Below are 24454 nucleotides of genomic sequence, written 5' to 3' on the forward strand. Positions count from 1 at the left end.
GGGCTCACTCGTGTGACAGGCGGGGTCAGCCGAAGAGGCCGCCGTTGTCGTTGTCGCCGTTGTTTCCACCGTTGTTGCCGTTGCCGTTGCCGAAACCGACGCTCTGGAGCGTGATCTGGGTGTTCCCCGGGTCTTCGACCTCGGTGTCCCGCTGCGGGTCCTGGCCGGTGACGAACGCGGTGTCGCTCTGGTCGCTGCCCTGGGTGAACTGGATCTGGGTGAAGCCGGCCGCCTGGAGGGTCTGCTTGGCCTGTCCCACGGTCTGTCCGACGACGTTCGGGACCTTGGTCTTCTGCTCCTCGGCCTTCTTGCCGATCTGGATGGTCACCTTGGAGCCCGGGTCGGCCTGTGTGTTGGCCTGCGGTGAGGTCGCGATGACCTTGCCGTCCTGGTTGTCGTCGTCGGTCGGGACCTCCGTGCACTCGCCGACGAGGTCGTTGTCCGCCATCTGCTGCTTGGCGGTGTCACAGTCCTTGCCGGTGACGTCCGGGACCGTCGACTTCTTTTCCTCCTTGGCGACGGTGAGGGTGATCGTCGTGCCCTTCTCCACCTCGTCGCCGACATCCAGAGACTGTTCCAGGACCTTCCCCGGGTCCTCGGGGGATTCCTTGGTCACCGTCTTGACGTCGAGCTGGTACTTGTCGCCCTCAAGTTCCTTCGTGGCGTCGTCGACGTTGTCGCCGAGCACGCTCGGTACGACCACCTTCGGCGCCCCGGTCGAAACCACCAGCGCGATCGTGTCGTTCTTCTTCACGTCGACGCCAGCCGCGGGCACCTGGGAGCAGATGTTGCCCTTGGGCTCGTTCTCGCAGGGCTTGTCGGTGAACGTGAGCTTCAGCTCGACGTTCACCGCCGCCTGCTGCGCGTCCTTCTTGGACTGGCTGACGAAGTTGGGGTTCTTGAAGGCGCTGTCGTTCACGGCCTGGCCGTCGAACACCCACTTGCCGATCAGGATCGCGCCCACCAGCACCAGCACGCCCGCCACGGCCAACAGGATCGTCGAGGTGTTCGACTTCTTCGGCTGGCGGCGTCGGGAGCGGTCGTCGTAGCCGAAGCCGCCGTCGTCCGGGCCCATCGGGGGGAGCATGGTGGTCGCGCCGGCGTCGGAGCGCAGGGCGGTGGTGGCCTGGTCGTCGGGGTAGCCGTAGCCGCCGTAGCCGGCCGAGCTCATGGCGTGCGCGGCTGCGACGGGCTGGCCGTCGAGGCAGGCCTCGATGTCGATGCGCATCTCGTCGGCGGACTGGTAACGGTAGTCCGGGTCCTTGACCAGGGCCTTCAGGACAATGGCGTCCATCTCGGGCGTGATCTCGGGGTCGAACACCGACGGGGGCTGCGGTTCCTCCCGTACGTGCTGGTACGCCACCGCGACCGGGGAGTCCCCGATGAACGGCGGGCGGACCGTCAGGAGTTCGTAGAGCAGGCAGCCGGACGAGTACAGGTCGGACCTCGCGTCCACCTGCTCGCCCTTCGCCTGTTCCGGCGACAGGTACTGGGCCGTTCCTATGACCGCGGACGTCTGCGTCATCGTCATGCCGGAGTCGCCCATCGCACGGGCGATGCCGAAGTCCATGACCTTGACCTGGCCGTTGCGCGTGAGCATCACGTTGGCCGGCTTGATGTCACGGTGGACGATGCCGCTTCTGTGGGAGTACTCCAATGCCTGGAGGATCCCGATGGTCATCTCCAGCGTCCGCTCGGGCAGCAGCTTGCGGCCCGAGTGGAGGAGCTCGCGGAGGGTGGAGCCGTCCACGTACTCCATGACGATGTACGGGATGGACGTCCCGTCGATGTAGTCCTCGCCGGTGTCGTACACGGCGACGATCGCGGGATGGTTGAGCGAGGCGGCCGACTGGGCCTCCCGGCGGAACCGGGCCTGGAAGGAAGGGTCGCGCGCGAGGTCGGCGCGCAACGTCTTCACTGCCACGGTGCGGCCCAGGCGGGTGTCATGTGCGAGGTATACCTCTGCCATGCCACCACGGCCGAGCACGTGACCCAGCTCGTACCGGCCGCCGAGGCGACGCGGCTCTTCCATGCTTCCTACCAGCCCTCTCCGTCGGTCCCGACCGCACCTGTGTGTGGTCCGGCGGTGTGCCGTCCGGGCCTACGGTACCCGGGTTCATTTGTGTGACCTGGCCAAGCCCGTCAGCCGATACCGGACCGGTATCGCAACGTGCACCGATGTGAAGGGGACGTGACGGGGCTCACTGCTTGCTCTTGATGACCGCCTCCATCACGCTCTTGGCGATGGGCGCGGCCAGACCGCCGCCCGAGATGGCGTCACGGATGGCGCCCTCGTCCTGGACCACGACCGCCACGGCGACCGGTGAGCTGCCGTCGGCGAGCTTGGCGTAGGAGATGAACCAGGCGTACGGCTTCTCGCTGTTGTCGACGCCGTGCTGGGCGGTACCGGTCTTGCCGCCGACGGTGACGCCGCTGATCTGGGCGTTCTTGCCGGTGCCGTCCTTGACGACCGTCTCCATCATCGACTGGAGGGTCTGGGCGTTCTTGGAGGTCAGCGGCTGGCTCATCTCCGAGGGCTCGGTCTGTTCGAGCACGTCGAGGTTGGGGGCCTGGAGCTTGTCGACCATGTACGGCTTCATCAGCTTGCCGTCGTTGGCGATCGCGGAGGCGACCATGGCCATCTGCAGCGGGGTCGTCGCTGTCTCGAACTGGCCGATCGAGCTGAGCGCGGTCTGCGGATCGTCCATCTTCTCGGGGAAGTTGGAGGCGGCGGAGCGGACCGGGACGAACTGCTCGGAGTTGAAGCCGAACTTCTTGGCCTCCTCCAGCATCTTGTCCTTGCCGACGTCGAAACCCATCTTGCCGAACACGGTGTTGCAGGAGTACTGGAGGGCGACGCGCATGGTCGCGTTCTTGCAGGGGATGGTCCCCTCGTTCTTCAGCAGCGTCGTGGTGCCCGGCAGGGTGTACGGGAGCGGCGAGTCCGTCTTCTCGTCGGCGTCCGTGTAGAGGCCGTTCTCGAGTGCCGCCGCCGCCGTCACGACCTTGAAGGTGGAGCCGGGCGGGTAGATGTCGCGCAGGGCCCGGTTGAGCATGGGCTCGTCGGGGTTGGCCTTCTTCTGGAGCTTTGTCCAGGCTTCCGAGTCCTTGTTCGAGTTCCCGGCGAACGTCGAGGGGTCGTACGAGGGGAAGGAGGCCAGGGCCAGGATCGCGCCGGTGGACGGGTCGATCGCGGCCACCGCGCCCTTGCCGCGGCCCTTGAGGCCGTCGTACGCGGCCTTCTGGGCGGCGGCGTTGAGGGTGGTGATGACGTTGCCGCCCTGCTTCTTCTTGCCCGTGATCATGTCGAGGGTGTTGCGGAAGAAGAGCCGGTCGTCGTTGCCGGTGAGGATGCCGTCGTCGATGGACTCGAGCTGCGTCGCGCCGAACGCCTGCGAGGCGTAGCCCGTGACGGGGGCCCACATGGGTCCGTCCTTGTAGCTGCGCTTGTACTCGAAGTCGGTACTGTCGGACGTGGTGGAGCCGGTGATCGCCTTGCCGTCGACGATGATGTTGCCGCGTGGCGTGGCATAGCGCTCAATGGCGACGCGACGGTTGTACTTGTCGTCCTTGAGCTCGTCCGCCCGGACGTACTGGATCCAGTTGTCGCGGACGAGCAGGGCGAGCACGAGGAGCCCGCAGAAGATCGCGATCCGGCGCAGGGGCTTGTTCACGGTCGGACCACCTGGGTCATCTCGGCGTCGGGGCTGGGGGCCGGGGCGGGCGCCGGACGGCGCGCGGTGTCGCTGATTCTGAGCAGGATGCCGATGAGCGCCCAGTTGGCGATGACGGAGGAGCCACCGGCGGCGAGGAACGGCATCGTCATACCGGTGAGCGGGATTAGGCCCATGACGCCGCCGGCGACGACGAAGACCTGGAGGGCGAAGGCGCCGGACAGGCCGATGGCCAGCAGCTTGCCGAAGGGGTCGCGGGCGGCGAGGGCGGTGCGGACGCCGCGTTCCACGACCAGACCGTAGATCAGCAGGATCGCCATGACGCCGGCCAGGCCGAGTTCCTCGCCGAAGGTGGCGAGGATGAAGTCGGAGTTGGCGGCGAATCCGATGAGGTCGGAGTTGCCCTGGCCGAGGCCGGTGCCCAGGGTGCCGCCGGAGCCGAAGGCCCACAGGGCCTGCATGGACTGCATGGTGTGACCCCCGACGCCCTTCAGGCTGAGGAGGTACTCGTTCATCGGGTCGAGCCAGGCCTGGACGCGCTGCTGGACGTGCGACTCGAAGCTGGCGACGCCGACCGCGCCGGCCGCCGACATCAGCATCCCGAAGACGATCCAGCTGGTCCGCTCGGTGGCGACGTACAGCATGATGATGAACATTCCGAAGAACAGCAGCGACGTGCCGAGGTCGGTCTCGAAGACCAGGATCAGGATCGAGATGATCCAGACGACGATGATCGGTCCGAGGTCGCGGCCGCGGGGCAGGTACAGGCCCATGAAACGGCGGCTGGCCAGGGCGAGCGCGTCGCGTTTCACCATCAGGTAGCCGGCGAAGAAGATCGCGAGGGCGATCTTCGCGAACTCGCCGGGCTGGACGCTGCCCAGGCCGGGGATCTTGATCCAGATCTTGGCGCCGAAGTTGTCGAAGCCGAGGCCTGGGACCAGCGGCAGGACCAGCAGCACCACGGCTCCGGCCATGGAGATGTAGGTGTAGCGCTGGAGGATGCGATGGTCCTTGAGGAGGACCAGCACCGCCACGAACAGGGCGACGCCCAGTGCGGAGTTCAGCAGCTGGCGGGGGGCCGCCTCGACGAACGTTTTGCTCTGCTGAAGTCGTTCGGACTGGTCCAGCCGCCAGATGACGACCAGGCCGATGCCGTTGAGCAGTGTGGCCAGGGGCAGCAGCAGTGGGTCGGCGTACGGGGCGAACTTCCGTACGACGAGGTGGCCGACGCCGGCGATCAGGCCGAGGCCGAGGCCGTAGCTGAGCACGCCGGCGGGGATCTTGTCGTCGATGGCCAGGCCCACGTTGACGTAGGCGAAGACCGGGATGACGACGGCGAACACCAGGAGTGCCAGTTCGGTGTTGCGCCGGCTCGGGGTGCCGATCGCGCCGATCGTGGACGTGTGGTGCTGCGAGGTGTTGGTTGTACTGCTCATCGTATGAAGTGGCCCCTCACGGCTTGCCTACTGCTTACCGCACAGCGAGACCAGCTTCTGCTCATCCTCGGAGAGGCTGGGGCCGGGTGTGGGAGTGGGTGCGGTTGTGGACGGGGACGCCGTTGTGGACGGCGTCGGGCTCGGCGATGCCTTGGACGCGGCGGCGGTACGGGTGGTTCCCGTGGTGCCTCCGGCCTCGCCCTCGCCGGTCTTGGCGTTGTTCGCGTTGTCGGCCGCGCGCCGTGCTTCCTGCTTCTTGCACGCGGAGGCCTGGGTGGCCAGTTCGGAGATCTTCGACTGGGCGTCCTTGAGGCCGCCCTCCGCGATGGTGGCCTTGACCTGCTTCTGCTGGTAGGCGGGCAGGTACTTGAGTTCGATCTCGGGGTGGTCCTTCTCGACCTTCGAGAGCGAGACCCAGGCGAGGTCCTGGCTGATGCCCCGGTACAGCGCGACGTGCTCGTCGGTGGCGCCGACGTAGTACTGGGTCTGTGTCCAGCGGTAGCCGCCGTACAGGCCTCCGCCGATGACGGCGAGGGCGAGCGTGATGTAGAGGGTTCTCTTGAACCACCTGCGGCCGGCGCCGGGTTTGACGAAGTCCTCGTCGGTGTAGCCGCCGAAGCCGCCGGTCTGGATGTAGCCGGTGGTGTCGCCGGAGCCGGGCGGGCCGAACTCGCCGCCCCCGCCGTCGTGCGCGGGCCGCTGCCGGCCGAGCCCGGAGGCGCGTCCGGCGGGCGTCTGCATGGCGCCGCCGTCGTGCAGGTGGTGCTGGTTGTGCTGGTTCTCGGCGACCGCGCCGACCACTACGGGTACGTCGGACAGCTGCCCGGCGAGGGTGTCCCCGGTGTCGAGGTCCAGGACGTCGGCGATGATCACGGTGATGTTGTCGGGGCCGCCGCCGCGCAGCGCGAGCTCGATGAGCTGCTGCACGGTCTCCTGGGGTCCCTGGTAGCTGGCGAGGGTGTCCTCCATGGTCTGGTGGGACACGACCCCGCTCAGCCCGTCGGAGCAGATCAGGTACCGGTCGCCGGCCCGGACCTCACGGATGGAGAGGTCGGGCTCGACGTGGTCGCCGCTGCCCAGCGCGCGCATGAGGAGCGAGCGCTGCGGGTGGGTGGTGGCCTCTTCCTCGGTGATGCGTCCCTCGTCGACGAGGCGCTGCACCCAGGTGTGGTCCTGCGTGATCTGGGTGAGGACGCCGTCCCGGAGGAGGTACGCACGTGAGTCGCCCACGTGTACGAGGCCGAGGCGCTGGCCCGTCCACAGGAGGGCGGTGAGCGTGGTGCCCATGCCCTCCAGCTGGGGGTCCTCCTCGACCATCATGCGGAGCTGGTCGTTCGCCCGCTGCACGGCGGTGCCGAGCGAGGTGAGGATGTCGGAGCCGGGGACGTCGTCGTCGAGGGCGACGATGGTGGAGATCACCTCGGAGGAGGCGACCTCACCGGCGGCCTGGCCGCCCATGCCGTCGGCGATCGCGAGGAGGCGGGGACCGGCGTAGCCGGAGTCCTCGTTGCCCTCGCGGATCATGCCTTTGTGCGATCCGGCGGCGAAGCGCAGTGACAGACTCATGCGCACCTCGCCCGTCGGCTCCGGGTACATCCGCACGGTGCCCACCCTCCGGTCGGGAGCGCGCCGGTGGCCTTCACATGGACCGCCGCTGCGTGCTCGCTCCGCTCGCGCCTATTCATGATGTAGCACTACTTCCGCAGCTCGATGACGGTCTTGCCGATGCGGATCGGCGCGCCCAGCGGAATCGGTGTGGGAGTCGTCAGCCGGGTCCGGTCGAGATAGGTGCCGTTGGTGGACCCGAGGTCCTCGACGATCCACTGGCCGTCGCGGTCCGGGTAGATCCTGGCATGCCTGCTGGAGGCGTAGTCGTCGTCCAGCACGATGGTCGAGTCGTGGGCCCGCCCGAGCGTGACCGTCTGCCCCTGGAGGGCGACGGTGGTGCCCGTCAGGGTGCCCTCGGAGACGACGAGTTTGCTGGGTGCGCCCCGGCGCTGCCTGCCGCCGCCGGACGGCTGCTGCTGGCGTTGCTGCGGTGGCGCGGCGGCCTGTCGGGCGGCCGCCTGCTGCTGGCGGCCGCTGTCACGCCTCGACCCGCGCTGGGTGACACGCGTACCGAACAGGTCGCTGCGGATGACCTGCACGGCCACGATCACGAACAGCCACAGAACGGCCAGGAAACCCAGCCGCATGACCGTGAGGGTCAGCTCTGACATTGCCCCCGCTTCACCCTTCGGCTTGCCGGTAAATGATGGTGGTGCTGCCCACGACGATTCGAGAGCCGTCGCGGAGCGTAGCGCGGGTGGTGTGCGTCCCGTCCACCACGATGCCGTTGGTGGACCCGAGATCCTGGATCGCCGGGGGTGTTCCGGGGCGGATCTCACAGTGCCGGCGCGAGACGCCGGGGTCGTCGATCCGCACGTCGGCCTCGGTGCTGCGGCCCAGTACGAGGGTCGGGCCGGTGATCTGGTGGCGGGCGCCGTTGATCTCGACCCAGCACCGCATCCGGCCCGCGCCCGCGGCCGGACGCTGTCCCATGGGCGGGCCCGCCGGAGCGGCGCCGAGGCGTCCGCCGGGCGGTGGTGCGGCCGGCATCGGGGGTGCTCCGGCGGCGGGCGGATAGCCGTAACCGCCGCCCGCGCCGGGCCGGCCTCTCGGCGGGGCCGCGGGCGCGGCGGCGCCGGGTCCGGGGCCGCCGGGGGCCTGCTGGTTGGTGGAGGAGGCGAGCGTACGGCTGCGCACGCGGTAAAGGCCGGTGTCCAGGTCGTCGGCCTTCTCCAGATGCACCTTGACGTTGCCCATGAAGGTGTATCGCTGCTGCTTGGCGTAGTCCCGCACCATCCCGGCGAGCTCGTCGCCGAGCTGTCCGGAGTAGGGGCTGAGGCGGTCGAAGTCCGGTGTGCTCAGCTCGACGATGAAGTCGTTGGGTACGACGGTCCGGTCGCGGTTCCAGATGGTCGCGTTGTTGTCGCACTCGCGCTGCAGCGCGCCCGCGATCTCCACGGGCTGGACCTCGGACTTGAACACTTTGGCGAAGGTGCCGTTGACCAGACCTTCGAGACGCTGCTCGAACTTCTTCAGGACTCCCATGGGGCACCTCCTCCTTGTTGCTGCTCTGTCCAAAGCCGTGCGTGCCATGCGTGCGGTGCGTTCCGTACTTGGTACTGCTTACTGATCGTATCCACGCGCCGGGAAATCGGCTGGTTCCCCCTGTCAGGCAGGCCGACGGGTGTCGACGCCTGACGAAGTTCCCTGTGAAGCTCCTCTTCGAACTCCCCGAGCCGTACCCAGATCGTAGAGGCGGCGCCAAACCAGTGTCCCGCACCTGACTGTGCAGCTTGCCCGCCTCCTTGGGAGATGGGCTGGACCGGTACGAGGTTGATACGTGAACGGCACGTGTTGATACGAAGTCGCAGCCGGTCCGGCTCGTTCGGGGCCGATCGGGCGGGCTGGGGGGCGGGGGAAAGGGATGTGAACCCACCACCTCCAGCGTGCTAATCTTCTCGATGTCGGAAGGCCCCAGCCCCCCAGGGAGCAGGGCCCGAGGGCACAGCGAATGCGCGAGTGGCGGAATGGCAGACGCGCTGGATTCAGGTTCCAGTGCCCGCAAGGGCGTGGGGGTTCAACTCCCCCCTCGCGCACAGGTGAACGGCCCTCATCGGGATCACGATGAGGGCCGTTTCGCGTTGTCCATCTGCGTCGTGTCTCGTGCCGTCGGATCTCGTGCGTTGCGCAGATGTGAGGTCTCTCTCACTGTGAAGTGTGTCCCGCTGGTTGTCCGACTTGTCCACAGGGTCTGACCTGATGCGGTGTGCGGCTGTACGGTCTTCGCCAGTTGATGTTGGCGGCGGTGAGTGGAGCGGGGGAGGCGGTCGCGATGACCGAGGTCGGTACGGAGTCGGCGGGGGCCACAGTGGCGCGGAGCATGGCGCGCAAGCTTCCCCAGGTGCGCGGGTTCGCCCAGTGGCCGGTGGAGGGTTCGCCCAAGGAGGAGGGGAAGGCGCTGCGGCGGCAGGTTCCGCGCAGCGAGCACGCCTCCCTCGACACCGGCGCGGACGGCTCCCGTCCGGACGCCGAGGCGGCGGTCAGGGAGTCCAACCTCGGCCGTATCCCCGAGCTGACCGCGATAAGGGTGGGCAGGATGGCGGCCACCCCGTTCGCCTTCCTGCGCGGCTCGGCGGGCCTGATGGCGTACGACCTGGCCCGTACCCCGATGACCAGGATCAGCGCCCAGATCTGCGGCGACGCGCACGCGGGCAACTTCGGGCTGTACGGGGACGCGCGTGGCGGCCTGGTCATGGATCTGAACGACTTCGACGAGACGGTGCAGGGTCCCTGGGAGTGGGATCTGAAGCGGCTCGCGGCCTCGCTGGTGCTCGCGGGCCGGGAGGTGGGCGGGGACGAGGACGTCTGCCGTAAGGCGGCGCACGGCGCGGTCGGTGCGTACCGCCGTACGATGCGGCTGCTCGCGAAGCTCTCGGTGCTGGACGCGTGGAACGCCATCGCGGACGAGGAGCTAGTCTCCCACGCGGACGCCCAGGACCTGGCCGGCACGCTGCAGCGGGTCTCCGAGAAGGCGCGGGGCAACACCAGCGGGCGCTTCGCGGCCAGGTCGACCGAGATCACCGAGGACGGCGGGCGGCGTTTCGTGGACGCGCCGCCGGTGCTGCGGGGGGTGCCGGACGAGGAGGCCGCGGTGGTGGCGGCGGCCCTGGACGAGTACGTGGGCACGCTCTCGGACGACCGCCTTCCGCTGCTGTCCCGCCACTCGGTGCACGACGTGGCGTTCCGCATCGTCGGCACGGGGAGTGTGGGCACGCGGTCGTATGTCGTGCTGCTCCTCGACCACAAGGGCGAGTGCCTCGTCCTCCAGGTGAAGGAGGCCCGTCCCTCGGCGCTGGTCCCGCATCTGGCGACCGCCGGTTTCGACCCGGTGGAGGCGGCGGGCTCGGTGCACGAGGGGCGCCGGGTGGTGCTCGGGCAGAAGCGCATGCAGGTCGTCAGCGACAGCCTCCTCGGCTGGACCACGGTCGACGGACTGCCTTTCCAGGTACGGCAGTTCCGCAACCGCAAGGGCAGCGTCGACCCGGCCGCCCTGTCCGCCGACCAGATCGACGACTACGGCCGGATGACGGGCGCCCTCCTGGCCCGCGCCCACGCGCACAGTGCCGACCCCCGGCTGATCGCCGCCTACTGCGGGAAGAGCGACGAGCTGGACGAGGCGGTGGCGAGGTTCGCCACCGCCTACGCCGACCGCACGGAGGCGGACCACGCGGATCTGGTGGCGGCGGTGCGGGCGGGGAGGATCGACGCGGAGATGGGCGTGTGACGGCTGTGGGGTCGCTTCGGGGGGTCACCTCAGGGGTCTCTTCGGTGACCCTCGGTGGGCGCGTGGGCCGTGGCCTACGCTGGGCGGGTGACGACCCCGGAAGCTGAGCAGTCCTCGTCCGTGCCCGAAGCCGAAGGGCCGCGGGAGCGCCCTGACGCGCAGTCGCCGTCCGGCGAGGCGGAGGGGCCTCGGCCCGAGGAGCGGTTGGAGCGGGCAGTGCGGGTCGCCGAGCAGGCGCTCATCGAGTACGAGATCGCGGTCGAGACCTTCCGTATCGAGGTCGAGAACTTCTCCCGGCTGCACCACCAGAAGCTCGGCCCGATGTACGCCCGCCTCGACGAGCTGGACGCCGAGATCGCCGAGGCGAAGGCCGCGCGCTCCGGCGACCCCGAGGACGTTCGGGCGGCGCGGGAGGCACGGGCGCAGGTCATGCCGATGCCCGGTGTCGAGGAGCTGTTCCACGGCTGGATGGACTCGGAGGGGCTGTTCCCGGAGGCGGCGGCGATGCTCACCGAGCAGCCGGTACGGCCTCCGCAGCGGGTCCGCCCGAGCGACGAGGCCCGCAAGCTCTACCGCGAGCTGGTCCGCAAGGCCCACCCGGACCTGGCGCAGGACGAGGAGGAGCGGGCGCGGCGCGACGAGTTCATCTCGCGGGTCAACAGCGCCTACGGGCGGGGCGACGAGCCGCTGCTGCGGGAGCTGGCCGAGGAGTGGGCGGCCGGCCCGGTGCCCGCCGAGTGGAAGCCGAGCCACAGCGAGGAGCTCTACGCCCGCCTCGAATGGCTCTCCCAGCGCAAGGAGCTGCTGACGCTGGTCGCCAGTGAGCTGGAGGAGGGCGCGATCGGGGCGATGCTGAAGCTCGCTCCGGACGACCCCGACCGTCTCCTGGAGGAGATCGCCGAACAGCTGCTGGCCCAGGTCTCGCAGCGCGAGGAGGAACTCGCGGCGCTGCTCGGGCAGTGACCTGGGTATCGTCGGGGCATGAGTTTCGGATCTGGTGTGCCCACGGTCGAGGTCGTGGACCTCAAGGACGGCGACTTCCTGCTGGACGTCCGTGAGGACGAGGAGTGGCAGGCGGGGCATGCCGCGGGGGCGTTGCACATACCCATGAGTGAGTTCGTCGCCCGCTACGGCGAGTTCACCGGTACGGCACCGCAGGACGGCCGGGTCAACGTGATCTGCCGCTCCGGCGCCCGCTCGGCCCAGGTGACGAACTACCTGGTCCAGCAGGGCATCGACGCGGTGAACGTGGCTGGCGGCATGCAGGTGTGGGAGGCGGCGGGCCGCCCGGTCGTCACCGACGAGGGTGCGCCGGGCTTCGTCGCCTGAACACCGGGTGCCTGGCGGCCCGTGGCCGGCTTCAGCCCAGCTGGTGTGCCGCGAGCAGGTCGCCCAGTGCCTCCTCGTGGGCCGCGGCCGGGCCGAGCGACAGCTCCAGGTACTTGGCCCAGGCGTGGTAGCGGTGCAGCGGGTAGTCGGTGTCGGCGCCGAAACCGCCGTGCAGGTGCTGCGCGGTCTGCACGACCCTGCGTACCCCCTCCGAGGCCCAGATCTTGGCGACGGCGACATCTCCGGAGGCGGGCAGCACACCACCGGCCCCTGTGCTGATCCGCCATGCCGCCTGCCACAGCGTGACCTCCATCGCGCGCAGGTCGATGTACCGGTCGGCGGCCTGTACGGCGACGGCCTGGAAGGTGGCCAGCGGATAGCCGAACTGCTCCCGCTTGCCGGTGTAGTCGCTGGTCATGCCCAGTACCGAGGTACCCAGTCCGAGCGTCAGCGCGCAGGTTCCGACGGTCAGCAGATCGCGCAGCCAAGGCCAGGCACCGTCGGCGTCGAGGACGTACCGGTCCGGCAAGCGCACGGATTCCAGGCGCAGTTCACCGAGCCGCTCACCGGCGGTGGATATCTGCTCGGCGAGTGCGAAACCGTCGAGGGGGGCGCCTTCGTGGAGGCGGGGGACAAGGGCGAGGACGGTCCGGTCGGCGCTCGTCCGCGCGGGTACGAGGACGAAGGCGGCGTTGTGCGCCCAGGGGATCGCGGTCTGGACTCCGTCGAGGACCCAGTCGTCGCCGTCCCGGCCCGCGGTCACGGCGAGTTCGGCGGGGTCGTGGCCGGTGCGGCCGTGCGCGGCGACGGTGAGCACGAGTTCGCCGGTCCCGGCCCGGCGCAGCACCTCGCTCTTCAACTCTCGGTCCCCGTACGCCTGTACGGCCGCCGCTGCCGCGCAGCTCTCCAGCAGGGGCACCCTGGCCAGCACCTTCGCGGACTCGCGCAGTACGAGGCACAGGGCGATGGCGTCGAGACCGGCCCCGCCGAACTCCTCGTCGAGCAGCAGGCTCAGCAGATCCGCGCCGGCGAGCCGCTCCCACAGGGCCCGGTCGAAGTCGTCCGCGACGGCACCCGGGACGAGTGACGGACTGGGCACTCCGTCCGGCGCGACCCCGCCGAACACCGCCCGGGCCGCCTCGACCGCCGCCTGCTGCTCCTCACTGAACCTGAAGTCCATGGTGCTGTCCTCTCGGGCCGGGTGCGGGGGACCTGACGGGGCGTCAAGATAGAACAGGTTCTAGAAGAAGGGAACGGGCGGGACCGGAGGGTGCGTGGCAACGACCGATCGTTCGGTCTGCCCGAGTCGATGGTCCGGCGCAGGGCCGTAGGGTGTCAACGGCTGTGGACAACTCCGGGTCCGGCCTCCCGGGCGCTGCTCATCGGTCGTGCAGGTGTGCGAGGGGGGCTGTGCCGGGCGGGCGGCTCTGAGTACCGTGCCGGTGCGCACGCCACGGGCGCGGTGGGACCGGGTATCGGGAGACGGGGCGGAATGGACGCGTACGAGGCAGGTCCGGACGCCGGGCACGGGCGCGACGAGCCGGGTGAGCCCGGCGAGGCCGAGGGCTCCACCGATCCCGGGGAAGCCCCCCGCCCGGAACTGGCCGCACTTTCCCTCCCCTACCAAATCGGCGCCGCCCTCGCCGTCGCGATCGTCGCCGTCGCCGCGTGTGTTCATCTCGGCATGGTCTTTCTGCACGTCGCGCCCTCGAACACGGTCACCAAGGAGCACGCCCGGACGATCGACGACTGGATCTACCCGGAGTTCGAACAGAACTGGAAGCTCTTCGCTCCCAACCCGCTGCAGCAGAACGTCGCCGTCGAGGTCCGCGCCGATGTCCGTACCGCGGACGGCGCCGCCCGGACCACCGGCTGGTACGACCTCTCCGCGCTGGACGGCAAGGCCATCGACGGCAATCCGGTACCGAGTCACACCCAGCAGAACGAGCTCCGCCGGGCCTGGGACTTCCTCCTCGCCACACACGACGCCCAGAACCGTCCCTCGGGCCTGCGCGGTGCCCTCTCCGAGCAGTACCTGCGTCGCATCGTCGTCCTGCGTCTCGACCGCCAGGAGGCGGCCGGACCGGGGGGCACGATCGACCGCGTCCAGGTCCGCTCCCGCAGCACGAACGTCCGACCGCCCGAGTGGAGCCAGGAGCAGGTGCCCGAGACGCCCACGTACCGCGTACTGTCCTGGTGGCCCGTCCCCGACGGCGAGAAGGCCGCCGAGGCGGCGGGCGCGGCCGGTGCGGCGAAGGGGGACGGCTCATGACCCGCCTCGTCCCCGTGGCCGCCCGTTCGCTCTCCCGGTCGGTCTCCCGTGGCATCGCCCGCGTCACCGAGACCGCCCTGGGCCCGTACCAGGCCGCCGTCGTGCGGATCGGCTTCTCGGCGACCTGGCTGCTGTTCCTGCTGCGCGAGTTCCCGCACCGGCAGGAGCTGTACGGCCCCGACGGCCCCTGGAGCTGGGATCTCGCTCAGCAGCTCATCTCGGACAACGGCGCTTTCACGGTCCTGACGTGGTCCGGCAGCCAGGTCTGGTTCGAGCTCGTCTACGCGCTCGCGGTGCTCGCCAGTCTTCTCCTCCTGCTCGGCTGGCGGACCCGCACCCTGTCCGTGCTCTTCATGGTCGGCGTGCTCTCGATCCAGAACCGCAGCATCTTCATGGGCGACGGCGGCGACAACGTCCTGCACCTGATGTCCCTCTACCTGGTGTTCACGCGCTGCGGCCAGGTGTGGTCCCTGGACGCCCGGCGGGCCCGGAAGGCACGCGCACGCGTGCCCCTCGGCGACGACCCCGCCCCCGACCGCGTGGGGCCTGTGCTCTGGGGCGTCCTCGGGGTGCTCCTCCTGGGCGGTATCGCGGCCGGCATGCTCGGCGGTGACCCGCTGGTCCCCCGGATCCTCTGGGGCATGTGGCTGGCGCAGGGCGTGTGGTGGGTCGTGGCGCGCCGTGGGCAGGGCGGCGAGCCACGGATGCTCCTGGACATCGTCGGCAACCTCGTGCACAACGCGGCCCTCTTCGTGATCATGGCCGAGGCCTGTCTGATCTACGCGACGGCCGGCTGGTACAAGATCCAGGGCTCGCGCTGGCAGGACGGCACGGCCGTCTACTACCCGCTCCACCTCGACTACTTCTCCCCGTGGCCCGCGCTCTCCGACCTGATGTCGTCGAGCGGCACGATGGTGATGCTGGTGACGTACGGGACGGTGGCCGTGCAGGTGGCCTTCCCCTTCACGCTCTTCAACCGGCGGGTCAAGAACATCCTGCTCGCCGTGATGATGACCGAGCACGCCGTGATCGCCGTCGTCCTCGGACTGCCCTTCTTCTCCCTCGCGATGATCGCCGCGGACGCCGTGTTCCTGCCGACGTCCTTCCTGCGCCGCCTGGGCGACGGGGCGGCACGCGCGCGGGTGCGCCTTCTCGCCCGCCTGCCGGGCAACGGCGGACGCGCTGTGCCGGACGAGGAAGCCTCCGAGGCGGCCGACGGGAGCGCGGTGGACGAGACGGCGGAGCCCCCGCACGTAGGCTTCACGGCATGACGGATGCGGCGACGGGGACAGCGATCGACGCGGCGGTGGCCGACTGGCACCGGCTCGCGGGGGCTTCCGTCCTGCTCGACGGCTTCCACGCCCTCAAGCACGCCGTCCGCTTCGGCGCGCGGATCCCGGTCGCCGTGACCGCCGACCGACGGGCGACCCTGGATCTCGCCGACGAGCTGGCTCCGGACGTACGGGACACCCTGGACGCCCTCCTGACCGAGGTCCCGGAGACGGCGTACACGGCCCTCGTGCCGCGCCCGCACCCCACCGCGGTGGCCGCCCTGGCCGTACGGCCCTCCCGCGCGGCCAACCTGGAGGTGCTCGCGCGCACGCCCCGGACCGCGCCCGTCGTCGTCCTCGACAACCCGCGCAATCTCGGCAACGCCGGGGCGGTGATCCGGCTCGCCGCCGGTTTCGGGGCGACGGGGGTCGTCATGACCGGGACGCTCGACCCCTGGCACCCCACCGTCGTACGCGGTGGGGCGGGGCTGCACTTCGCGACCGCCGTGGAGCGGCTGACGGTGGCCGAGCTGCCGTCCGGGCCGGTGTTCGCGCTCGACGCGGAGGGCGACGACATCCGGGGGCTGAAGCTCCCGGACGACGCCGTACTCGCCTTCGGCTCCGAGCGCAGCGGGCTGTCGCCCGAACTACGCGCGCGTGCCGACCATCTGGTGTCCCTCCCGATGCGCCCGCAGGTCTCCAGCTACAACCTCGCGACCAGCGTGGCCATGACGCTGTACCACTGGAGCTTCACCGGGGGACGGGCCTTCAAGGCGGCCTCGGAGAGGTCGGGCGCGGAACCGCGCCCCGAAAGGGGCGCGGGGAACTGCGCGACCGGCCCCCACCGAGCCGCGGCGAAAGTACTGCGTGTCCAGCGGAGCGCTTAAGCCTGGCGGCGCACTTCCACCACCCGGAAGCGGTTCGCCACGAACGCCCCGTCGCACAGTGCCGCGTTCGCCGCCGGGTTGCCGCCCGAGCCGTGGAAGTCGGAGAAGGCGGCCGTCTGGTTGACGTACACCCCGCCGGTCAGGTTCAGCGACAGCTGGGCGCACTCCTCCAGGCAGGCCTCCTGGACGGCCTGTTCGACCTCCGGGTCGGTCGTGTACGCGCCGACCGTCATCGCGCCCTTGTCCCGGACGGTCCGCCGCAGCAGTTCCACCGCGTCCGCCGCCGAGTCGACCGCGACGGCGAAGGAGACCGGGCCGAAGCACTCGCTCATGTAGGCGGCCTCGGAGTCTGCCCCGTCCCAGTATTTCCGCGTGCCGTCGAGCTTCACGATGACGGGCGTACGGACCACCGCTTCGGGGAAGTCGGGGTTCACGATCTCGCGTGAGGCCAGGGCGACCTCGCCGAGCCCGGCCGCCGCCTCGAGGCGTGCCTTCACATCGGGGTTGACGATCGCGCCCAGCACCCCGTTGGCGCGCGCGTCGTCGCCCAGCAGGCCCCCGACAGCCGCTGCGAGGCCGGTGACGACCTCGTCGTACGACTTGTGGCCCTCCTCCGTACGGATGCCGTCGCGGGGGATCAGGAGGTTCTGCGGGGTGGTGCACATCTGGCCGCTGTACAGGGAGAGGGCGAAGGCGAGGTTCGACAGCATGCCCTTGTAGTTGTCGGTCGACTCCACGATCACCGTGTTGACGCCGGCCTTCTCCGTGTAGACCTGCGCCTGACGGGCGTTGGCCTCCAGCCAGTCCCCGAACGACGTCGACCCCGTGTAGTCGACGATGCGGATCTCCGGGCGGGTCGCCAGGGTCTTGGCGATGCCCTCGCCGGGGCGTTCGGCCGCCAGTGCCACCAGGTTCGGGTCGAAGCCGGTCTCCGCCAGGACCTCGCGTGCGATGCCGACCGTCAGGGCGAGCGGCAGTACCGCGCGCGGGTGGGGCTTCACGAGTACCGCGTTGCCCGTGGCCAGGGACGCGAACAGGCCCGGGTAGCCGTTCCATGTCGGGAACGTGTTGCAGCCGATGAGGAGGGCGATGCCGCGCGGGACCGGCGTGAACTCCTTGGTGAGGGCCAGCGGGTCGCGCTTGCCCTGGGGCTTGGCCCACTCCGCGGTGCCGGGGGTGCGGACCTGCTCCGCGTACGCGTACGCCACCGCCTCCAGGCCGCGGTCCTGGGCGTGCGGGCCGCCCGCCTGGAACGCCATCATGAAGGCCTGGCCGCTGGTGTGCATGACCGCGTGCGCGAACTCGTGCGTCCGGCCGCTGATCCGCTTCAGGATCTCCAGACAGACCATCGCGCGGACCTCCGCGCCCGCGTCGCGCCAGGCGCGCTGCCCGGCCTTCATGGCGGGCAGCAGCACGTCGACGTCCGCGTGCGGGTAGGTGACACCCAGCTCGACGCCGTACGGGGACACCTCACCGCCCACCCAGTCGTCCGTGCCGGGCTGGCCGAGGTCGAGGCGGGTGTTCAGGACGGCGTCGAAGGCGGCCCTGCCCGCGGCCAGGTCCAGGCTGCCGTCCTCCCCGTACGCCTTGGGGTGTTCGGGGTGCGGGGACCAGTACGCGCGCGTGCGGATCGCTTCCAGCGCCTGGTCGAGGGTGGGCCGGTGCTGGGCGATCAGCTGGTGCGCGGTGAGTTCGGCGGCCATCAGGGACCAACTCCTCGTCTCAAGAGCACTTCGTTGAGCTCATGACCTGGGGCGTGACCCGGTGCATGAACAGGGACATGACCTGGGCAGAAAAGGGACGACAGAGTTAGAGTAACCGAACGATCGGTCGGGACAAGGGGGTCCGCCGCATCTGTGGACAACGCCGTGCGGGAGGATCGCGCACATGACAGCACTCGACCTCAGCAGCCCCGTGGCCGTCGTCGGCACCGGCACCATGGGCCAGGGCATCGCCCAGGTCGCGCTGGTCGCCGGTCATGACGTACGGCTGTTCGATGCCGCGCCGGGGCGGGCCCAGGACGCCGCCGACGCCATCGTCGAGCGCCTCGACCGACTCGTCGAGAAGGACCGGCTGACGGTGGCCGACCGGGACGCCGCCCGGGGCCGGCTGCACGCTGCCGGGAGCCTCGCCGAGCTCGCCGACTGCTCCCTCGTCGTCGAGGCCGTCCTCGAACAGCTCGACGTGAAGCAGCAGCTCCTGCGTGACCTGGAGGACGTGGTCGACGACGACTGTCTGCTCGCCACCAACACCTCCTCCCTGTCCGTCACCGCCATCGGGGGCGTTCTGCGCAACCCCGGGCGGTTCGTGGGGCTGCACTTCTTCAACCCGGCGCCGCTGCTGCCCCTCGTGGAGGTCGTCTCCGGGTTCGCCACCGACGTCACCTCGGCCACGCGCGCGTACGAGATGGCCCGCGCCTGGGGCAAGACCCCGGTCGCCTGCGCCGACACCCCCGGCTTCATCGTCAACCGCCTCGCCCGGCCCTTCTACGCGGAGGCCTTCGCGGCGTACGAGGCCCAGTCCGCCGACCCCGCCACCATCGACGCGGTGCTGCGCGAGTGCGGCGGGTTCAGGATGGGCGCGTTCGAGCTGACCGATCTGATCGGGCAGGACGTCAACGAGGCGGTCACCCACTCCGTGTGGCAGGCCTTCTTCCAGGACGTGCGGTTCACGCCCTCGCTCGCCCAGCGGCGGCTCGTCGAGTCGGGCCGCCTCGGCCGCAAGACCGGGCAGGGCTGGTACGACTACGGAGACGACGCCGAGCGCGCCGAACCGCACACCGCGGAACAGGCCCAGGCGCCCGCATACGTCGTCGCCGAGGGTGACCTGGGCCCCGCGTCCGACCTCCTCGCGCTGATCCGCGAGGCGGGCGTTCCCGTCCGTGAGGACGAGGAGGACCACGGCACCCGGCTGGTGCTGCCCGGCGGCGGTCAGCTGGTCCTCGCCGACGGACAGACCAGCGTCGAGTTCCGTGACGTCGTCTACTTCGACCTCGCCCTCGACTACCGGCGGGCCACCCGCATCGCCCTGTCCGCCTCCCAGGACACCCAGCCGCAGACCCTCTCCGAGGCCATCGGCCTCTTCCAGGCCCTCGGCAAGGACGTCAGCGTCCTCGGGGACACCCCCGGCATGATCGTCGCCCGTACGGTGGCCCGGATCGTCGACCTCGCGCACGACGCCGTCGCCAAGGGCGTCGCCACCGAGGAGGACGTCGACACGGCGATGCGCCTCGGCGTCAACTACCCGCTCGGGCCCTTCGAGTGGAGCCGCAGGCTCGGCCGGAGCTGGGCGCACGAGATCCTCGACGAACTGCACCAGCGCGACCCGAGCGGACGGTACGCGCCGTCCCTCGCGCTCTACCGCCACGCGTACGCCACCGACAAGCGGGAGGGCACCCCATGACCACCGCCAAGCGCGACACGTACACGCCGACGACGCTGCTCCAGGTCGCCGTCCAGGTGTTCAACGAGCGCGGCTACGACGGCACCTCCATGGAGCACCTCTCCAGGGCCGCGGGCATCTCCAAGTCGTCGATCTACCACCACGTCACCGGTAAGGAGGAGCTGCTGCGCCTGGCCGTCAGCCGGGCGCTGGACGGCCTCTTCGGGATCCTCGACGAGGAGCACGCGCGCGTGGGGCCCGCCGCCGGGCGCCTGGAGTACGTCGTACGGCGCATGGTCGAGGTGCTCATCGCCGAACTGCCGTACGTGACGCTGCTGCTGCGGATGCGCGGCAACACCGACACCGAGCGCCGGGCCCTGGAACGGCGCAGGGACTTCGACCACCGGGTGGCCGAGCTGCTCAAGGCAGCCGCAGCCGAGGGGGACATCCGCGGTGACGTGGAGGTACGGCTCGCGACGCGGCTCGTCTTCGGGATGATCAACTCGGTCGTGGAGTGGTACCGGCCCGACGGGCGCGGCATGGGCGAGCGTGAGGTCTCCGACGCGGTGGTGCGGCTGGTCTTCGGAGGGCTGCGCAACCCGGAGTGAGCTGTCCGGCAGGGGTGGCCCAGGAGGTGGCTCAGGCCTCCGGTCCCAGGTCCTCCTCCTCGAACACCAGCAGGGTCCGCGAGCTGAGCACCTCCGGGATCGCCTGGAGGCGCATCAGCACCAGCTCGCGCAGCGCCTTGTTGTCCGGGGTGTGGACCAGCAGGAGCACGTCGAAGTCGCCGCCCACCAGGGCGATGTGGGCGGCGCCGGGGAGCTGCCTCAGCTGCTCGCGGACCGTGCGCCAGGAGTTCTGGACGATCTTCAGGGTGATGTACGCCGATGTGCCCTGTCCGGCGCGTTCGTGGTCCACGCGGGCACCGAAGCCGCGGATCACGCCGTCCTCGATGAGGCGGTTGATGCGCGCGTAGGCGTTGGCCCGCGAAACGTGCACGCGTTCGGCCACGGAACGGATCGAGGCGCGGCCGTCCGCCTGGAGCATCTGCAGGATGGCCTGATCAATGGCGTCCAGCGGACGAGGGGGCGGCAGGGTGCCGCCGCCTTCGGCCCGTTCGGCCATTTGTTCAGGTGCCATGTCCCCCCGCCTCCCTACCATGGACGTACTGCGTCCATCTCAGGCTGTGGAGAACCGTTTGTCCACAGCCTGGCGGTGCCTGTAGCCAAAATGTGCCGACGACCGAACAATCGGTAGGTGAGGCGAGTCACACCCGTGGCGCGCCCGGAGCCGTCTCCCACGAGGAGGTGCCGTCATGACGGTCATGGAGCAGCGGGGCGCATACCGGCCCACGCCGCCGCCAGCCTGGCAGCCCCGTACCGACCCCGCGCCGCTGCTGCCCGACGCGGCTCCGTACCGCGTCCTCGGCACCGGGGCGGCGGCGCAGGCGGATCCCGGGCTGCTGCGCCGGCTGTACGCGCAGCTGGTGCGCGGGCGCCGGTACAACGTGCAGGCCACCGCCCTCACCAAGCAGGGCCGGCTCGCCGTGTACCCCTCCAGCGTCGGCCAGGAGGCCTGCGAGGTGGCCGCCGCGCTCGTCCTGGAGGACCGCGACTGGCTCTTCCCCAGCTACCGGGACACGCTCGCCGTGGTCGCCCGGGGCGTGGACCCCGTACAGGCGCTGACGCTGCTGCGCGGCGACTGGCACACCGGGTACAACCCGCGTGAGCACCGGGTGGCGCCCCTGTGCACCCCGCTCGCCACCCAGCTGCCGCACGCCGTCGGGCTCGCGCACGCCGCCCGCCTCAAGGGCGACGACGTGGTCGCGCTGGCCATGGTCGGTGACGGCGGCACCAGCGAGGGCGACTTCCACGAGGCGCTGAACTTCGCGGCCGTGTGGCAGGCGCCGGTCGTCTTCCTGGTCCAGAACAACGGCTTCGCGATCTCCGTACCCCTCGCCAAGCAGACCGCCGCCCCGTCGCTGGCCCACAAGGCCGTCGGCTACGGGATGCCGGGCCGCCTGGTCGACGGCAACGACGCGGTCGCCATGTACGACGTGCTCAGCGAGGCCGTACGCCACGCGCGCGCGGGTGGTGGTCCCACGCTCGTCGAGGCGGTGACCTACCGCGTGGAGGCGCACACCAACGCCGACGACGACAAGCGCTACCGGGCCGACTCCGAGGTCGCCGCCTGGCGTGAGCACGACCCGATCGACCTCCTGGAACACGAGCTCACCGCGCGCGGGCTGCTCGACGAGGACGGCATCAGGGCCGCGCGCGAGGACGCCGAGACGCTCGCCGCCGATCTGCGGGCCCGGATGAACCAGGATCCGGCGCTCGACCCCATGGATCTGTTCGACCAGGTGTACACCGAGCCCACCCCCCAACTGCGCGAGCAGCGCGCCCAGTTGCGGGCCGAGCTCGCAGCCGGGGCGGAGGGGACGCACTGATGACCACCGTCGCCCTCAAACCCGCCACCATGGCGCAGGCCCTCACGCGCGCGATGCGCGACGCCATGGCCACCGACCCCACCGTGCACGTCATGGGTGAGGACGTCGGCACCCTCGGCGGTGTCTTCCGGGTCACCGACGGGCTCGCCAAGGAGTTCGGCGAGGACCGCTGTACGGACACCCCGCTGGCCGAGGCGGGCATCCTCGGCGCGGCCGTCGGCATGGCCATGTACGGCCTGCGCCCGGTCGTCGAGATGCAGTTCGACGCGTTCGCCTATCCCGCGTTCGAGCAGCTCATCTCGCACGTCTCCCGGATGCGCAACCGCACACGCGGGGCGATGCCCCTGCCGATCACCGTCCGGGTGCCCTACGGCGGCGGCATCGGCGGCGTCGAACACCACAGCGACTCCTCCGAGGCGTACTACATGGCGACCCCGGGTCTCCACGTCGTCACGCCGGCCACGGTCGCCGACGCGTACGGCCTGCTGCGGGCCGCCATCGCCTCCGACGACCCGGTGGTCTTCCTGGAGCCCAAGCGGCTGTACTGGTCGAAGGACTCGTGGAACCCGGACGAGCCGTCGGCCGTTGAACCGATCGGACGCGCGGTGGTGCGGCGCCCGGGCCGCAGCGCCACGCTCATCACGTACGGGCCTTCCCTGCCCGTCTGCCTGGAGGCGGCGCGGGCGGCGGAGGCGGAGGGCTGGGACCTGGAGGTCGTCGACCTGCGTTCCCTGGTCCCGTTCGACGACGAGACGGTGTGCGCGTCGGTACGGCGGACCGGGCGGGCCCTCGTCGTGCACGAGTCGGGCGGTTTCGGCGGCCCTGGCGGGGAGATCGCGGCCCGCGTCACGGAGCGCTGTTTCCACCACCTGGAGGCGCCGGTCCTGCGCGTCGCCGGGTTCGACATCCCGTACCCGCCGCCGATGCTGGAGCGGCACCACCTGCCCGGCGTCGACCGTGTGCTGGACGCCGTGGGACGGCTGCAGTGGGAGGCGGAACGCTGATGGCGCAGGTACTGGAGTTCAGGCTCCCCGACCTCGGCGAGGGACTCACCGAGGCGCTGATCGTGCGCTGGCTGGTCGAGGTCGGCGAGGTCGTCGCCGTCGACCAGCCGGTCGTCGAGGTCGAGACGGCCAAGGCGATGGTCGACGTGCCGTGCCCGTACGGGGGTGTCGTCACCGCCCGATTCGGTGAGGAGGGCACCGAACTGCCCGTCGGGTCACCCCTGGTGACGGTGGCCGTCGGGACGCCGGCCCACCCCGACCCCGACCCCGGCACTGACGCGGCCGAGGGGTCCGGCAACGTGCTCGTGGGATACGGCACGTCCGAGGCGCCCGCCCGGCGACGGAGGGTACGGCGGGAACAGGCGGCGCCCGCCGCTCCGGTCGCCATCGAGAACACGGCCGTACAGGCCCCCGCCCCCGCCCGGGTGGACGGTCCCGTACCGGTCATGTCGCCGCTCGTTCGCAGGCTCGCCCGGGAGAACGGCCTGGATCTGCGGGAGTTGGCGGGCTCCGGGCCCGACGGACTGATCCTGCGCGCCGACGTCGAGCTCGCTCTGCGCGCCGGCACCACGCGACCCGGGCCCCCGTCCCTGGCACCGACCGCGGTCCCGGTGTCCGTCGCGCACCCGGCCGCCGTCTCCGCCGAGGGCACGCGCGTGCCCCTCAAGGGCATCCGCGGTGCCGTCGCCGACAAGCTCTCCCGCAGCCGGCGCGAGATCCCGGACGCGACCTGCTGGGTGGACGCCGACGCGACGGAACTGATGCGCACACGCGTGCACATGCAGCGTTTTTCTGGGGGACACCCCCAGACCCCCGGGGCCGGCGGCGCGAAGATCTCTCTCCTCGCCCTGCTTGCCCGTATCTGCACCGCGGCCCTCGCCCGGTATCCCGAGCTGAACTCCACGGTCGACCTGGAGGCCAGGGAGATCGTCCGGCTCGACCGCGTCCACCTCGGCTTCGCCGCACAGACCGAGCGCGGGCTCGTCGTCCCCGTCGTCCGGGACGCCCACACCAGGAACGCCGAGGCGCTCAGCGCGGAGATCGCGCGGCTGACCGAGGCGGCCCGGGCCGGCACCCTCACGCCCGCCGAACTCACCGGCGGGACCTTCACGCTGAACAACTACGGCGTGTTCGGCGTCGACGGCTCCACGCCGATCCTCAACCACCCCGAGGCGGCCATGCTCGGCGTCGGCCGGATCGTCCCCAAGCCGTGGGTGCACGAGGGTGAACTGGCGGTGCGGCAGGTCGTCCAGTTGTCGTTCACCTTCGACCACCGGGTGTGCGACGGCGGTACGGCGGGCGGTTTCCTGCGCTATGTGGCGGACTGCGTCGAACAGCCGGCGGTGCTCCTGCGCACGCTGTGACCAGGGTGGCGCGCGCCCGTTCCCTGTGATCAGCGGGGGCCCGCATACTCGGAGG

At 70.6% G+C, this 24454-nt stretch carries 20 protein-coding genes and 1 tRNA gene; 12 read left to right on the top strand and 9 right to left on the bottom strand.

All coding sequences use genetic code 11. The features are described from left to right. Positions 1-25: 25 nt before the first annotated feature. The 6 genes from pknB to G3I56_RS08960 form a co-directional block, all read right to left on the bottom strand. Positions 26-2032, bottom strand: coding sequence for a Stk1 family PASTA domain-containing Ser/Thr kinase (gene pknB, locus G3I56_RS08935; protein ID WP_164408347.1), 2007 nt, complete (start codon positions 2030-2032; stop codon positions 26-28). A gap of 169 nt (positions 2033-2201) precedes the next feature. Beyond that, positions 2202-3674, bottom strand: a complete 1473-nt coding sequence (locus G3I56_RS08940; protein WP_164408348.1) for a penicillin-binding transpeptidase domain-containing protein — start codon at positions 3672-3674, stop codon at positions 2202-2204. Beyond that, on the bottom strand, positions 3671-5110 hold the full coding sequence (locus G3I56_RS08945; RefSeq protein WP_164408349.1) for an FtsW/RodA/SpoVE family cell cycle protein: 1440 nt from the start codon (positions 5108-5110) through the stop codon (positions 3671-3673). The genes G3I56_RS08940 and G3I56_RS08945 overlap by 4 nt, the downstream gene beginning before the upstream one ends. Before the next feature lie 27 nt (positions 5111-5137). Further along, entirely contained in the window at positions 5138-6676 is a 1539-nt protein-coding gene (locus G3I56_RS08950) for a Stp1/IreP family PP2C-type Ser/Thr phosphatase (protein ID WP_239134783.1), read from the bottom strand. A gap of 128 nt (positions 6677-6804) precedes the next feature. Further along, on the bottom strand, positions 6805-7329 hold the full coding sequence (locus tag G3I56_RS08955; protein WP_164315837.1) for an FHA domain-containing protein: 525 nt from the start codon (positions 7327-7329) through the stop codon (positions 6805-6807). A 10-nt stretch (positions 7330-7339) separates the two neighbouring features. Next, positions 7340-8203 (bottom strand): DUF3662 and FHA domain-containing protein, encoded by an 864-nt coding sequence (locus G3I56_RS08960; protein WP_164408351.1) that lies wholly within the window; start codon positions 8201-8203, stop codon positions 7340-7342. Between the two features lie 468 nt (positions 8204-8671). Between G3I56_RS08960 and G3I56_RS08965 the strand changes: the two genes are divergently transcribed. The 4 genes from G3I56_RS08965 (at position 8672) to G3I56_RS08980 (ending at position 11771) form a co-directional block, all read left to right on the top strand. After that, a tRNA-Leu gene (locus G3I56_RS08965) sits at positions 8672-8754 on the top strand. Between the two features lie 236 nt (positions 8755-8990). Continuing rightward, positions 8991-10442 (top strand): DUF2252 domain-containing protein, encoded by a 1452-nt coding sequence (locus G3I56_RS08970; RefSeq protein ID WP_164408518.1) that lies wholly within the window; start codon positions 8991-8993, stop codon positions 10440-10442. An 87-nt stretch (positions 10443-10529) separates the two neighbouring features. After that, complete coding sequence (locus G3I56_RS08975) at positions 10530-11405, top strand: hypothetical protein (protein ID WP_164408352.1); 876 nt, start codon at positions 10530-10532, stop codon at positions 11403-11405. 36 nt (positions 11406-11441) lie between these two features. Next, positions 11442-11771, top strand: a complete 330-nt coding sequence (locus tag G3I56_RS08980; protein WP_164408519.1) for a rhodanese-like domain-containing protein — start codon at positions 11442-11444, stop codon at positions 11769-11771. Positions 11772-11802: 31 nt separating this feature from the next. Here the strand turns inward: G3I56_RS08980 and G3I56_RS08985 are convergent, their stop codons facing one another. Then, positions 11803-12951 (bottom strand): acyl-CoA dehydrogenase family protein, encoded by a 1149-nt coding sequence (locus G3I56_RS08985; RefSeq protein ID WP_164408353.1) that lies wholly within the window; start codon positions 12949-12951, stop codon positions 11803-11805. Between the two features lie 312 nt (positions 12952-13263). On the opposite strand from G3I56_RS08985, the gene G3I56_RS08990 reads away from it, so the two are divergent. From G3I56_RS08990 to G3I56_RS09000, 3 genes are read left to right on the top strand one after another with little or no spacing between them, the layout of a single operon-like run. After that, positions 13264-14043: a DUF5819 family protein gene (locus G3I56_RS08990; protein WP_164408354.1), complete on the top strand. Its 780-nt coding sequence runs from the start codon at positions 13264-13266 to the stop codon at positions 14041-14043. Continuing rightward, positions 14040-15314: an HTTM domain-containing protein gene (locus G3I56_RS08995; RefSeq protein ID WP_164408355.1), complete on the top strand. Its 1275-nt coding sequence runs from the start codon at positions 14040-14042 to the stop codon at positions 15312-15314. The genes G3I56_RS08990 and G3I56_RS08995 overlap by 4 nt, the downstream gene beginning before the upstream one ends. Further along, entirely contained in the window at positions 15311-16201 is an 891-nt protein-coding gene (locus G3I56_RS09000; RefSeq protein WP_164408356.1) for a TrmH family RNA methyltransferase, read from the top strand. The genes G3I56_RS08995 and G3I56_RS09000 overlap by 4 nt, the downstream gene beginning before the upstream one ends. Here the strand turns inward: G3I56_RS09000 and paaN are convergent. Beyond that, a complete protein-coding gene (paaN, locus tag G3I56_RS09005; RefSeq protein WP_164408357.1) occupies positions 16198-17904 on the bottom strand; it encodes a phenylacetic acid degradation protein PaaN in 1707 nt (568 codons plus the stop codon). The two genes, G3I56_RS09000 and paaN, sit on opposite strands and share 4 nt — an antisense overlap. Positions 17905-18088: 184 nt before the next feature. On the opposite strand from paaN, the gene G3I56_RS09010 reads away from it, so the two are divergent. Together G3I56_RS09010 and G3I56_RS09015 are read left to right on the top strand one after the other, a co-directional pair. Continuing rightward, positions 18089-19603, top strand: coding sequence for a 3-hydroxyacyl-CoA dehydrogenase (locus G3I56_RS09010; RefSeq protein ID WP_164408358.1), 1515 nt, complete (start codon positions 18089-18091; stop codon positions 19601-19603). Continuing rightward, the gene (locus G3I56_RS09015; protein ID WP_164408359.1) at positions 19600-20190 is read left to right on the top strand and encodes a TetR/AcrR family transcriptional regulator; all 591 of its coding nucleotides are present in this window, start codon (positions 19600-19602) and stop codon (positions 20188-20190) included. Before G3I56_RS09010 ends, G3I56_RS09015 begins: the two co-directional genes overlap by 4 nt. 31 nt (positions 20191-20221) lie before the next feature. Here the strand turns inward: G3I56_RS09015 and G3I56_RS09020 are convergent, their stop codons facing one another. Then, positions 20222-20707, bottom strand: coding sequence for an Lrp/AsnC family transcriptional regulator (locus tag G3I56_RS09020; RefSeq protein ID WP_164408520.1), 486 nt, complete (start codon positions 20705-20707; stop codon positions 20222-20224). Positions 20708-20897: 190 nt separating this feature from the next. Here G3I56_RS09020 and pdhA point away from each other — a divergent pair, with 190 nt between their 5' ends. Genes pdhA through G3I56_RS09035 form a run of 3 tightly spaced genes read left to right on the top strand, consistent with a single transcriptional unit; the run spans position 20898 to position 24399 of the window. Continuing rightward, positions 20898-22031 (top strand): pyruvate dehydrogenase (acetyl-transferring) E1 component subunit alpha, encoded by a 1134-nt coding sequence (gene pdhA / locus G3I56_RS09025; protein ID WP_164408360.1) that lies wholly within the window; start codon positions 20898-20900, stop codon positions 22029-22031. Then, positions 22031-23035: an alpha-ketoacid dehydrogenase subunit beta gene (locus tag G3I56_RS09030; protein ID WP_164408361.1), complete on the top strand. Its 1005-nt coding sequence runs from the start codon at positions 22031-22033 to the stop codon at positions 23033-23035. The genes pdhA and G3I56_RS09030 overlap by 1 nt, the downstream gene beginning before the upstream one ends. Then, positions 23035-24399, top strand: coding sequence for a dihydrolipoamide acetyltransferase family protein (locus tag G3I56_RS09035; RefSeq protein WP_164408362.1), 1365 nt, complete (start codon positions 23035-23037; stop codon positions 24397-24399). The genes G3I56_RS09030 and G3I56_RS09035 overlap by 1 nt, the downstream gene beginning before the upstream one ends. The last annotated feature ends 55 nt before the right edge of the window (positions 24400-24454 follow it).

The organism is Streptomyces sp. SID12488 (assembly GCF_010548275.1).
Classification (GTDB): domain Bacteria; phylum Actinomycetota; class Actinomycetes; order Streptomycetales; family Streptomycetaceae; genus Streptomyces.

Excerpts from the sequence above, each read along its gene's own strand:
- G3I56_RS08995 (WP_164408355.1), top strand. The coding sequence starts at position 14,040 with ATGACCCGCCTCGTCCCCGTGGCCGCCCGTTCGCTCTCCCGGTCGGTC.
- G3I56_RS09020 (WP_164408520.1), bottom strand. The coding sequence starts at position 20,707 with ATGGCCGAACGGGCCGAAGGCGGCGGCACCCTGCCGCCCCCTCGTCCG.
- G3I56_RS08960 (WP_164408351.1), bottom strand. The coding sequence starts at position 8,203 with ATGGGAGTCCTGAAGAAGTTCGAGCAGCGTCTCGAAGGTCTGGTCAAC.
- G3I56_RS09035 (WP_164408362.1), top strand. The coding sequence starts at position 23,035 with ATGGCGCAGGTACTGGAGTTCAGGCTCCCCGACCTCGGCGAGGGACTC.
- G3I56_RS08945 (WP_164408349.1), bottom strand. The coding sequence starts at position 5,110 with ATGAGCAGTACAACCAACACCTCGCAGCACCACACGTCCACGATCGGC.
- G3I56_RS08985 (WP_164408353.1), bottom strand. The coding sequence starts at position 12,951 with ATGGACTTCAGGTTCAGTGAGGAGCAGCAGGCGGCGGTCGAGGCGGCC.
- pdhA (WP_164408360.1), top strand. The coding sequence starts at position 20,898 with ATGACGGTCATGGAGCAGCGGGGCGCATACCGGCCCACGCCGCCGCCA.
- G3I56_RS08950 (WP_239134783.1), bottom strand. The coding sequence starts at position 6,676 with ATGAGTCTGTCACTGCGCTTCGCCGCCGGATCGCACAAAGGCATGATC.
- G3I56_RS09030 (WP_164408361.1), top strand. The coding sequence starts at position 22,031 with ATGACCACCGTCGCCCTCAAACCCGCCACCATGGCGCAGGCCCTCACG.
- G3I56_RS09000 (WP_164408356.1), top strand. The coding sequence starts at position 15,311 with ATGACGGATGCGGCGACGGGGACAGCGATCGACGCGGCGGTGGCCGAC.
- G3I56_RS09015 (WP_164408359.1), top strand. The coding sequence starts at position 19,600 with ATGACCACCGCCAAGCGCGACACGTACACGCCGACGACGCTGCTCCAG.
- G3I56_RS08990 (WP_164408354.1), top strand. The coding sequence starts at position 13,264 with ATGGACGCGTACGAGGCAGGTCCGGACGCCGGGCACGGGCGCGACGAG.
- G3I56_RS08955 (WP_164315837.1), bottom strand. The coding sequence starts at position 7,329 with ATGTCAGAGCTGACCCTCACGGTCATGCGGCTGGGTTTCCTGGCCGTT.
- paaN (WP_164408357.1), bottom strand. The coding sequence starts at position 17,904 with ATGGCCGCCGAACTCACCGCGCACCAGCTGATCGCCCAGCACCGGCCC.
- G3I56_RS09010 (WP_164408358.1), top strand. The coding sequence starts at position 18,089 with ATGACAGCACTCGACCTCAGCAGCCCCGTGGCCGTCGTCGGCACCGGC.
- pknB (WP_164408347.1), bottom strand. The coding sequence starts at position 2,032 with ATGGAAGAGCCGCGTCGCCTCGGCGGCCGGTACGAGCTGGGTCACGTG.
- G3I56_RS08970 (WP_164408518.1), top strand. The coding sequence starts at position 8,991 with ATGACCGAGGTCGGTACGGAGTCGGCGGGGGCCACAGTGGCGCGGAGC.